Annotated in this window: 11 protein-coding genes; all 11 read left to right on the top strand. The window is 29.2% G+C overall.

Annotated features, from left to right (window positions below; translation table 11 throughout):
• Nucleotides 1–152: 152 nt before the first annotated feature.
• The 11 genes from N4T20_RS01640 to N4T20_RS01590 are packed head-to-tail and all read left to right on the top strand — an operon-like array spanning nt 153 to nt 11,767.
• A complete protein-coding gene (locus tag N4T20_RS01640) occupies nt 153–1,409 on the top strand; it encodes an oligosaccharide flippase family protein (protein ID WP_260671422.1) in 1,257 nt (418 codons plus the stop codon).
• A 35-nt stretch (nt 1,410–1,444) separates the two neighbouring features.
• Nucleotides 1,445–2,413 (top strand): glycosyltransferase family 2 protein, encoded by a 969-nt coding sequence (locus N4T20_RS01635; RefSeq protein ID WP_260671421.1) that lies wholly within the window; start codon nt 1,445–1,447, stop codon nt 2,411–2,413.
• A 38-nt stretch (nt 2,414–2,451) separates the two neighbouring features.
• The gene (locus N4T20_RS01630) at nt 2,452–3,675 is read left to right on the top strand and encodes a hypothetical protein (protein ID WP_260671420.1); all 1,224 of its coding nucleotides are present in this window, start codon (nt 2,452–2,454) and stop codon (nt 3,673–3,675) included.
• A 30-nt stretch (nt 3,676–3,705) separates the two neighbouring features.
• Nucleotides 3,706–5,010, top strand: coding sequence for a hypothetical protein (locus N4T20_RS01625; RefSeq protein WP_260671419.1), 1,305 nt, complete (start codon nt 3,706–3,708; stop codon nt 5,008–5,010).
• Entirely contained in the window at nt 5,003–5,911 is a 909-nt protein-coding gene (locus N4T20_RS01620) for a glycosyltransferase family 2 protein (protein ID WP_260671418.1), read from the top strand. The genes N4T20_RS01625 and N4T20_RS01620 overlap by 8 nt, the downstream gene beginning before the upstream one ends.
• A complete protein-coding gene (locus N4T20_RS01615; protein ID WP_260671417.1) occupies nt 5,911–6,945 on the top strand; it encodes a polysaccharide biosynthesis protein in 1,035 nt (344 codons plus the stop codon). Before N4T20_RS01620 ends, N4T20_RS01615 begins: the two co-directional genes overlap by 1 nt.
• A gap of 7 nt (nt 6,946–6,952) precedes the next feature.
• Nucleotides 6,953–7,369, top strand: coding sequence for a WxcM-like domain-containing protein (locus tag N4T20_RS01610; protein ID WP_260671416.1), 417 nt, complete (start codon nt 6,953–6,955; stop codon nt 7,367–7,369).
• An 8-nt stretch (nt 7,370–7,377) separates the two neighbouring features.
• On the top strand, nt 7,378–8,496 hold the full coding sequence (locus N4T20_RS01605; protein WP_260671415.1) for an NAD-dependent epimerase/dehydratase family protein: 1,119 nt from the start codon (nt 7,378–7,380) through the stop codon (nt 8,494–8,496).
• A 25-nt stretch (nt 8,497–8,521) separates the two neighbouring features.
• On the top strand, nt 8,522–9,661 hold the full coding sequence (gene wecB / locus N4T20_RS01600) for a non-hydrolyzing UDP-N-acetylglucosamine 2-epimerase (protein WP_260671414.1): 1,140 nt from the start codon (nt 8,522–8,524) through the stop codon (nt 9,659–9,661).
• Between the two features lies 1 nt (nt 9,662).
• Complete coding sequence (locus N4T20_RS01595) at nt 9,663–10,868, top strand: glycosyltransferase family 4 protein (RefSeq protein ID WP_260671413.1); 1,206 nt, start codon at nt 9,663–9,665, stop codon at nt 10,866–10,868.
• Nucleotides 10,868–11,767 carry an NAD-dependent epimerase/dehydratase family protein gene (locus tag N4T20_RS01590; protein WP_260671412.1) on the top strand — a complete coding sequence of 300 codons (900 nt, stop codon included), beginning with the start codon at nt 10,868–10,870 and terminating at the stop codon, nt 11,765–11,767. The genes N4T20_RS01595 and N4T20_RS01590 overlap by 1 nt, the downstream gene beginning before the upstream one ends.
• Nucleotides 11,768–11,769 lie beyond the last annotated feature (2 nt).

The following is an 11,769-nucleotide window of genomic DNA, read 5'->3' as shown; positions in this document are numbered from 1 at the left end:
AAAATTTAAGTTTTTGATTGTTTTAGTTGGTTCTTAAATTGAATTCAAAATAATCGTTAGAAACTTTGGAACAATTAATAATATATAAAATTATAAAACAAAATATTGGAGATGGAAGAGGGATTAGTTATTACAGTTAGTTATTGTTTGTTATGAAAGAGAAATTACTAAATGTAAAAACATTGATTATTGAAAATAGAAAAGTTATGGAAAATTATTTTTTCATGACTATTTTACAAATATTAAGTTCATTGTTTTATTTTCTTATCTATCCTTTTCTTATACGTACTTTAGGTGCGGAAAGCTATGGTTTATACATTTTTGCAACATCAGTAGTAACTTATTTTATTACGTTTATAGGAAATGGTTTTGATTTTCCTGGGGTTAAAGCGATTGCAACTAATGGGAATGATTTAGAAAAAAAATCACATGTTTTATCATGTATATTTACTGCAAAAATGTATCTGCAATTTGTATCTACTATTGTATTTACATTAATTATATTGACAATACCTGCATTAAGAGAAAATTATGTAATATATGTAATTTGTTTTCTTCAAACTTTATCGGGTATTTTTTTTCCTCAATGGTATTTTCAAGGTGTGCAAAGAATGAAGATTGTTACTTACATTCAATTGCTTTTTAAAATTTTGTCTTTACCATTTATTTTCATTATGATTCATAGTCCAAAGGATCTATGGATTTTTGCATTAATTACAACTTTAGTTAGTCTATTAGGAGCTATTACAGCAGCTTTAATTGTAAGGTTTAATGAAGGAATAAAACTAAATTGGGTTTCATTTAAGGAGGTTAAAATTTGGTATAAAGAAGCTTTTCCATTCTTTCTGAGTTCATCGCTTGGGATTGTTAAAGAGCAAAGCATCACAATTATAATAGGTTCTTTTTTTGGAATGAGAGATGTTGCAATCTATGATTTGGCAAATAAAATTATACTAATTCCGAGGACGTTATTAGTAAATGTGAATTTAGCTTTGTTTCCAAAAATAGTTGCAAATGTCAAGCCACAACAAATCAAAAAAATCATTCGTTATGAAGCTTTAGTTGGATTGTCAGTTATTGCTTTAATAGCAATATTTGGAAGATGGATAGTATTAATAATGGGAGGCGAAACAATGTTGGATTCTTATCCTGTTTCAGTAATTTTAAGTGTTGTTGTTCTTGTTTGGCTCGTTGTAGGAGCATTTATTTCATTTGTTTTCATTCCTCAAAACAAATATAAATATGTTACCAATAATCAAATAATAGCTTTATCAAGTTTTGCGTTATATTCCCTTATTGGTTTTTTAATAACCAAAAGCATTTATGTTTTAGTTTTGTCTATCGCTTTATCAGGATTAACAGAAATAGCATATTGTTGGTATCTAACTAAAAGAGAAAAACTATTATAATTTAAAACAAGATACTACATTAAAGAAAATTCTTTATGGCAAATGATCAAAAAAAATTATCGGTAATAATTCCTATATATAACGTAGAGAAATATCTCCCTAAGTGCATAGAATCTGTAACGAATCAAACTTACAAAGACTTGGAAATAATCTTAGTTAATGATGGTTCAACAGATAGTTGTGGTTCTATATGTGATTCGTATGGAGCAGGCGATTACAGAATTAAAGTTGTTCATAAACAAAATGGAGGATTGTCTTCTGCCAGAAATATTGGTTTAGACAAAGCTACGGGAGATTACATTGCTTTTCTAGACAGCGATGACTGGATTGATGTTGAAATGTATGAAACATTAATTAATTTAATAGAAAGTGAAGGAGCTGAAATAGCAGTTTGTGGATTTAAAGAAGTTTATGAAAATGAAACTATTGCTAATTCTCAGACAGAATCCATAACTATTTATGACAAAACTAGTGCGGTTAATTCTTTGTTTGAGAGTAATTTGAATGTTAGATTTGAAGTCTGGAATAAAGTCTTTACAAGAGACATTATTGGTGATGTAAGGTTTATCGACAAACAAATATTCGAAGATGTTTATTTTGACAGAAACATTTTCTTAAAGATGAATCGCTTGGTTTATTTTGATAAACCTATGCATAATTATCTAAAAGTACGTGCAGGGAATACAAATAGTCATTTCAAAGAGAATAAATTATCTGTCTTTAAAGAATTTGACGATTTTATTTCTAATCTAAGATCTTTAGGGATGGAAGATAGTGCTAATAGATTTGAGGCATACGCCCTAGGCAGTTCTATAGCAATGTATTGCAGTGCTTTTGAATTAAATTCCTCAAAAGATATTCTAGACAAATTAAGAAGTCAACATAGACAATACCTTAATCAAATGAATAAGAATCCATATTTTAATAGAAAAAATAGCTTAATATTTCAATATTTACCTTCTTTTTATTGTTGGATCTCTAAAATTAAAAATAAAACTCGATAGTAATTTTTGATAGAAAATTACGGAAGAAATTATATCAGATGAATTTTACCTCTTTCAAGTATATAGTATTTATTGTTCTACTATACTTGTTCGTTTATAATCCACCGTTTCAAGGGCTACCTGTGAGCCCTGTTGAAATTATGATTATACCGGCGGTACTTTATATTATAATATCTTGGAAATGGTACTCAACTATAAAAATATTTAAGGTCGAAACATTTCTTTTTTTTCTTATTATTTTTTTTAGTTATTTAAGAGACTTTGAAAGGTCAGAGAGTGTGTTTTTTAAAGCAAATGTGTTACTGTTTCTTGAATCTATTGTTATTCCAAGTGCATTGCTTATTTTTTATTCTAAGCTAAAAAATGGCGGAAATTTATTTAAAGAAATTGTATTTGTAGGTGGAATAGCAGCTTTTATTACATTTTTTTTAATATTTGTACCACCTTTAAATTTATTTGTTAAAAATGTTCTGTTGCAACAAAATGAGTTTTCTGAATTTATAGCATTTCGTTCCTTCGGATTGTCTGAAGGATTAACTTTTGCATTTGGTGTTGTGCAAGGATTGGTTTTCGCATTTGCATTCTATTTTTCTAGGACAAAGTCAAAATACTTAATTTTACTTCCGTTTTTACTACTCTCCATTTTTTTTAATGCTCGTTCAGGGCTTATTCCGGTTGTTTTTATCCTAGTCTATTTTGTAATCTTAAAGTTCAATTTTAAATTTATTGGGGTTTCTTTTCTTATTGGTTTTTTATTTTACTTGATTTTATTTCAAACTCCTTTTTTCAAAGAATACGCGCAGACACTTGAATGGGCATTTGATTTTTTCGTACAAACATCTGATTTTTTTACTGGTAAAGCAGATAATGCAGATGTAAATACATTTTCAACTTTGTTTGGTGACATGGTTGTTCTTCCACAAAATTTGACAGAATGGCTGATAGGATCTGGAGATAATGTTTTTCTTTTCAAAACCGGTAATTCAGATGTTGGATACATAATCCAACTTAATTATGGAGGAGTTATTTATTTATTTTTAATAGTTCTTTTAATAAGCCATTTAATTTTAAGACTGAAATTTTTGAATAGAAACCATAGATGGTTTGTTTTAATGCTTCTATTTACGATCGTGATAGGAAATGTAAAAGGGCTCTTCATCTCTGTTAACGCCAATTTTAGGCTAATTATGCTAATGTATTGTTATCTAATTTTTGAATATAGAAAAGGTATAAATCATATAAATAGTCTTTTTGTAGCGTAATGCTGATTTGATTAAATAATATTATAACGAATGACAAAAAATAAAGTATTACTTATCACTCATGATTTTTTTCCAGACAACTCGCCAAATACGTACAGATGGTTAAATGTTTTAAAAGAGTGGAAAAGAAATAGAGATATTGAAATATATGTTGTAGCATCTAAACAAGATGGTTTCTTGGACTATGAAGAGATTCACGGTATTAGAATTTTTAGAACAGGTGATTCTTGGTTTAATAAAATTAAAGGAAAATTACTTCGTGTAAGTAATACAAAAGAGAATGTTCCATCGGCAGTAGGCAATAAAGTATATAAGGAAAGTCTTTTGAGGAAAATTTATAATTTGACTTGGAAGAAAATATATTTTCCCGATTTTGCTTTTTTATGGCAAAAATCAGCTTATAAGGAAGCTCAAAAGCTTATAAAAGAGAATGATATTGAAAATGTTATAACAGTATCGTGGCCATTTTCGGGACACGTCGTAGGATCAAAACTAAAGAAAAACAACGATATCTTTTGGATAGCAGATACAATAGATCCTTTTTATCTAAGTAAGGCGGTAAACAATAATTTTCTATACAATTCATTAAATTATAAATACGAAAAGAAAATTTTAGAAAGTGCAGATGTTGTAACAGTCCTTACTGAAAAACTGAAGAATAAATATGCCTCTCTATACCCGGCTATCGCTAAAAAGATAGTAGTTAATCATAATATTTTTATTCCTTACAATATCAATTTTATTGATAAAAATAAAGATAGCGATAAAATTAAATTAGTTTTTGTTGGGACTTTAACACCAATTACTAGATCCCCAAAAAAAATATTAGATTTTTTTGCTGCGCTTTTAAAATACAAAGACCTTCAAGATAAATTAGAATTGTATTTTTATGGAAATGTAAAGCAATGCAGTTTGATATTTAATGAGTATAGTGATCTTTTGGAAAAAAAAATATTTGTAAAAGGATTTATGCCTAGAGAAACAATTCCAAATATTTTAAGCGAAGCGGATGTACTAATAAATGTTGGTAATAATAATGAATACCAAGAGCCATCAAAAATTTTAGAATACGTATATCTAAAGAAACCTATTTTGAATATTTGTACGATAAAAAATGATACAGCAAAAGAAATGCTTGAAACCTATCCAATGTTCTTTAATGTTGAAGAAGATGAGGTTACATGTAAAATAAGATTGGGGGAATTTAGAACATTTTTATTATCTGGCACTCGTAGTATTTTATCTAATGATGATGTTCAAATGAGATTAAAGAAGTATTTAATTTCTGAAGTGGAACAAAAATATTTTAAATTGCTAAAACAAGATAATGGATAGTTTAAATTTAGAAGCTAACATTAATAACATTGAAGTTAGTGTTATTATTCCTTTTTTCAGTAATAAAGATTGGTTGATTGAGGCTTTAGAAAGCGTAAAGAAGCAAACTCTAAAGCGCTACGAAGTAATTATAATTAATGATGGCTCTACGGAAGATATTTCAGATTTGGAATCTAATTATAAAGATTTTAATTTTTATAAAATTTCAAATTCTGGCCCTGGAGTAGCAAGAAATATTGGGATTGAAAAAGCAGTAGGTAATTATATTGCATTCTTGGATTCGGATGACCTTTGGAAACCAACAAAACTAGAGTCCCAAATTCAATTTATGAAAGAGAATGAATTTGCATGGAGCCACACAAGTTATATTCAATTTCGTAATAAAAATGAAATAATAAAAAAGGTTAGAACCGATTTTCATGGACAGATAATCCCAGATATTTTAATTAGTTGTCCTATTGCAACACCATGTATAATTATTAGACGTCAAATTTTACTCAAAAACTCTGAAATGAGATTTTCTGAAAAAACTAGAGTAGGAGAAGATTCTTATTTTTGGTTTAAAATAGCAGAAGGTTTTCCATTAGGATTTTTAGATGAATATTTGACTTTAGTAAGAATTAGAAATAATAATGCTGCATACCAAGCACTTTTACAATTAAAATCTAAAGCAGATGCGTATTTTTTTGTAAAAAATAGTTCAAAATTTTTTAAAAGTAAAACTTATTTTACGTTAATGAAATTTGGATATTTTATGTGCTACTGTTTTTATTCTTTCTTAAAAAAGATATCTAAGGCATTTTCATTAGGTGCTAAAAGTCAAGAATTTTTTTCAAAGATTTTATATCTATTACCATATTTATATTTAAAAACAATACTAATCATTTACAAAAATAAGTAATGAAAATACAAAATAAAATTCTTCTAATAACTGGAGGAACAGGCTCGTTTGGGCATGCAGTATTAAAACGTTTTTTACATACTGATCATTTTAAAGAAATCAGGATTTTTTCTCGTGATGAGAAAAAACAAGATGATATGCGTAATCAGTTAAAAAATGACAAACTTAAGTTTTACATTGGTGATGTTAGAGATTATAATAGTATTGAACGTGCAATGAGAGGTGTTGACTATGTATTTCATGCAGCAGCATTAAAACAAGTACCGTCATGTGAGTTTTTTCCACTTGAAGCAACTAAAACTAATGTTTTTGGAACACAAAACGTAATTGATGCCGCAGGAATAAACAAAGTAAAAAAAGTTATTTGTTTAAGTACAGATAAAGCGGCTTATCCAATTAATGCTATGGGGATATCTAAGGCGTTAATGGAAAAAGTCGCAGTCGCAGCTTCTAGAAATTTAACTGATACAACTGTTTGTCTTACAAGATACGGTAACGTTATGGCTTCTAGAGGTTCTGTTATTCCATTGTTTTTAAAGCAAATTAAGGAAAACAGTCCAATTACTATTACAGATCCTAATATGACAAGATTCTTAATGTCATTGGATGAGGCTGTTGAATTAGTTTTATTTGCGTTTGAAAATGGTAATCCTGGAGATTTGTTTGTAAATAAAGCTCCTGCGGGAACTATTGGAGATTTAGCACAGGCCCTAAAAGAAATGTGTAATGCAGATAATGAAATTAAAATTATAGGAACTCGTCACGGTGAGAAGTTATATGAAACTTTATGCACGAGAGAAGAAATGGTGAAAGCTGAAGATATGGGAGAATTTTATCGTATTCCAGCAGATAACCGTGATTTGAATTATGCACAATATTTTTCTGAAGGAGAAGAAGATGTTTCGTTAATTGAAGATTATCATTCTCATAATACAGAGCAACAGGGAGTAGAAGGAATGAAAAAGCTTTTGTCAACGCTTCCACTTATTCGAAAAGAAGTTTTTGGAGAAGATGTCGCTCAAATGCCAAGCTAATTAATTTATGGATCCCAAATTAATTGCAGGAAATTGTCATTCTGATCAGCGAGGAATTTTATTATATAATAATGATTTTGATGCTTCAGTAATTAAAAGAATTTATGTTATAGAAAATGCTGATCTTGAATTTAAGCGTGGTTGGCAAGGTCATCAAATAGAACAAAGGTGGTTTTCTGCAGTAAGTGGAAAATTTAAAATTCAATTGGTTAAAATTGATAATTGGGAAGAACCATCCGTTAATTTAGAAGTTTTTACATACTTCATTGATTCTAATAAATTGAATGTATTGCATGTCCCTAAAGGATATGCTAGTAGTATTCAGTCTCTGGAATTAAATTCTAAATTACTAGTTATGGCTGATTATTTGTTAGGAGAGACTAAAGATGAATATAGGTACAATATTGAATATTTTAAAATTTAAGTAAGCTAATGTTAAAAGTAGGTATTACAGGTCAAGCAGGTTTTGTTGGAAAGCATTTATATAATACGATCGGCTTATTTACAGACGAATTTGAAAGAATTCATTTTCGAAAAGAATACTTTGAAAATGAAGAAGCATTAAATGCTTTTGTATCACAATGTGACGTAATTGTTCATTTAGCCGCGATGAATCGCCATAATGATCCTCAGGTTATTTATGATACAAATGTGAATTTAGTTCAAAAATTGATAAATTCTCTTAAAATAACAAATAGTAAAGCACATGTACTTTTTTCTTCTTCAACTCAAGAAGAAAGAGATAATTTGTACGGGAAATCAAAAAGGACTGGTAGAGAATTAATGATCGATTGGTCAAATAATTCAGGAGGGCAATTTACAGGAATGATAATACCTAACGTGTTTGGTCCTTTTGGTCATCCGAATTACAATTCTGTTATTGCTACTTTTTGTCATAAATTATCACATAATGAAACCCCTACAATCGATGTTGATGGTGATCTAAAATTAATTTATGTTGGAGAATTAGTAGATTGTATTCTGACAGAAATTAGAAGTAAAAAAGGGAAATCTGAAATTCTGATACCACATACATCAGAATCTAAAGTCTCACAAATTTTACGTTTGTTAGAAATTTACAAAACAGAATACCAAGATAAAGGCATAATCCCAAATATAAACAACACTTTTGAATTGAATTTATTCAATACATTTCGTTGTTACATGGATATAAAAAATCACTTTCCTGTAAAATTTATCGAACATACTGATCCGCGTGGTTCTTTTGTCGAAATTATTCGATTAGGAGTCGGAGGACAAGTTTCTTTTTCGACTACTGTGCCAGGTATTACTAGAGGAAATCATTACCATACTAGAAAAATTGAGCGTTTTGCAGTTATTAAAGGAAAAGCTTTAATTCAACTTCGTCGTATCGGTACTGATGAGGTTTTGGATTTTATTCTAGATGGAAATGAACCAGCATATGTAGATATGCCAATTTGGTATACCCATAATATTAAAAATATCGGCGAGGAAGTATTGTACACTAATTTTTGGATAAATGAATTTTACGATCCAAATGATCCCGATACCTATTTTGAAAACGTTTAAAAAATAATCAATTTCTTTATATATAATGAAATCACAATTAAAAGTAATGACTGTCGTTGGGACAAGACCAGAAATTATTCGTCTTTCAAGAGTAATGGCAGCTCTAGATAATTCAGATGCAATCGAGCATGTAATTGTACATACTGGACAAAATTATGATTATGAATTAAATCAAATTTTCTTTGATGATTTAGGAATTCGTAAGCCCGATTTTTTCTTAAATGCTGCTGGAGCAACAGCAACAGCAACTGTAGGTCAAATCTTAATTAAAATAGATCCTTTATTAGAATCAGAAAAACCAGATGCTTTTTTAGTTTTAGGAGATACTAACAGTTGTTTGTGCGCAATACCAGCAAAAAAAAGACACATTCCAATTTTCCATATGGAAGCTGGAAATCGCTGTTTTGATCAACGTGTTCCTGAGGAAACCAATAGAAAAATTGTAGATCATACTTCTGATATTAATCTAACTTACAGTGATATCGCGAGAGAATACTTGTTGAGAGAGGGTCTGCCTGCAGATAGAATTATCAAAACGGGTTCTCCAATGTTTGAGGTTTTAAATCATTACTTACCATCTATTGAATCTTCCGATGTATTAGAAAGATTAGGATTGGAAGAAGGAAAGTTTTTTGTTGTATCATCTCATAGAGAGGAGAATATTAATAGCGAAGCAAATTTTAAAGGTTTGATGGATAGCTTAAATCTTATTGCTGAAAAATATGATTACCCAATCATTGTTAGTACGCACCCTCGAACAAGAAATATGATTGAAAAGAAAAATATTCAAATGCATGCAAATGTTCAATTCTTAAAACCGCTTGGATTTAATGATTATAACGCTTTGCAAATGAAATCTTTTGCTGTTTTATCAGATTCAGGAACAATTTCAGAAGAATCTTCAGTATTGAATTTTAGAGCTCTTAATATTAGAGATGCACATGAAAGACCAGAGGCAATGGAGGAGACTTCAGTAATGATGGTAGGTTTAAATCCTGAAAGAATTTTGCAAGGATTAGTGCAGCTTCAATACCAAAAAACAGGAAAAGAAAGAAATTTTAGACCAGTTGCTGATTATTCAATGCCAAATGTTTCTGAAAAAATGGTTCGTATTATTTTAAGTTATACGGATTATGTGAAACGTGTGGTTTGGAGAGAGTTGTAAAATGAAAATTCTATTAGTTACACAATACTTTTTTCCAGAAAATTTTAAAAGCAATGATATTGCTTTCGAACTCGTTAAAAAAGGGCACGAAGTTACAGTATTAACAGGTCTGCCAAATTACCCAGAAGGTAAAATACATCCTGATTATGGTTTTTTTAAAAAACGTAACGAAATCATTAACGGTGTAAAGGTTATAAGAACTTTGTTAATTCCGAGAGGAAAAGGAGGAGGGGTTAGACTTTTTCTAAATTATTTCAGTTGGGCATTTTTTGCCTCTATTAGGGCTCTTTCTTTAGCTTTTAGAGATAAATTTGATGCTATCTTAGTACATGAGCCCTCTCCCATTACACAAGGATTCCCTGCAATTGTGGTTAAAAAAATTCAGCGAATTCCCTTATATTTTTGGGTTTTGGATTTGTGGCCAGAAAGTCTAACTTCTGCTGGTGGAATTAATAATAAAATAGTACTATCTTTTTTTACTAAAATGGTGAAGTACATTTACAATAGTTCAGATAAAATTTTAATTAGCTCAAAGGGATTCAAGGAATCAATTTTAACAAAAGGGGATTATGAAGAGAGACTTGTTTATTTTCCTAATTGGGCAGAAGATTCTATTTTAAATGGTGATTCGGATTATGTAATTCCTAAATTGCCAAGTGGATTTATAGTTTTATTTGCTGGAAATATTGGAGTTGCACAAGATGTCGATTCGATAATTAAATCAGCATTAGTTCTTAAAGAAAACCTAGATATACATTTTATTTTTGTTGGAGATGGTAGAAGTAAAAAACAACTGGAAGATTTTGTATCTGAAAATGAATTGAGTAATACGGTTCATTTTTTAGGAAGATTTCCTATAGAGGCAATGAAAACTTTTTTTACAAAATCGGATGTTTTGTTAGTTTCACTAAAAGATGAATTAATTTTTAATTTAACAGTACCTGCAAAGTTACAAGCTTATCTATGCACACAAAAGCCAATTTTAGGAATGCTAAATGGAGAAGGTGCTTCGATTATTAAAGAAGCAAATTGTGGATTTTCAGTAAATGCAGGAGATCATGAAGCATTAGCCAAAGAAATAATTAAATTATCTGAAATGGATAAAAAAGAGCGAGATCTTCTTGGACAAAATGGATTTAAATATTTCGAGGAGAATTTTACAATGGCAAAATGTATAAATAATTTAGAGTCCATATTAAAAAAATAATGATAAAAGTTGCAATAACGGGATCTACAGGTTTTGTAGGAACCAATCTTCAAAGTTATTTATATGATACGTGTAATGTTGAATCACTTAGTGTTAGATATGTTCCAAATCAAAAATTTAATCTGGAGACAGATGTATTAATTCATCTTGCTGGAAAAGCACATGATCTTAAAAAAGTTTCAAAACCGAAAGATTATTATGAATCAAATTTTGAGTTAACAAAGCAATTGTTTGATTCATTCTTGTTGTCAGATGCTTCAGTATTTATTTTTATGAGTACAGTAAAAGCAGTAGCTGACAAGGTTGATGGAATTTTAACTGAAGATGTAATTGCTGACCCCAAAACACATTATGGAATTGCAAAATATAAAGCTGAAGAATATATTTTACAACAAAAATTACCAGAAACTAAACGAGTTTATATATTAAGACCATGTATGATTCATGGGCCAGAGAATAAGGGAAATCTGAACTTACTATATAAATTGGTTTCAAAAGGTGTACCATGGCCTTTGGCTTCATATAAAAATGAAAGATCATTTTTAAGTATTGAAAATTTATGTTTCATAATCAAAACAATTATTGAAAATAAAAATGTTGATTCTGGAATTTATAATATTGCTGATGACGAATTTATATCGACAAATGAATTAATTCATATAATATCTTCAGTTACAAATAAAAGAAATATTTCTATTGCGATACCTAAGTTCGTAATTGGAAGTTTTAGTAAAATTGGAGATTTGTTAAGATTTCCTTTGAACAGTGAAACTCTTCAAAAGCTAACGGAAAATTATAAAGTTTCTAACCAAAAAATAAAGAAAGCAATCGGAATTGATAAACTCCCATATAGTGCACAGAAAGGATTAGAAATAACAATTAAAAGTTTTACAGAATAAAT

This window comes from Flavobacterium sp. TR2, from assembly GCF_025252405.1.
In the GTDB taxonomy this organism is placed as follows: Bacteria; Bacteroidota; Bacteroidia; order Flavobacteriales; family Flavobacteriaceae; genus Flavobacterium.
Note: the sequence above shows the minus strand (reverse complement) of the source record. Positions and strands in the feature narration are given on the sequence as shown.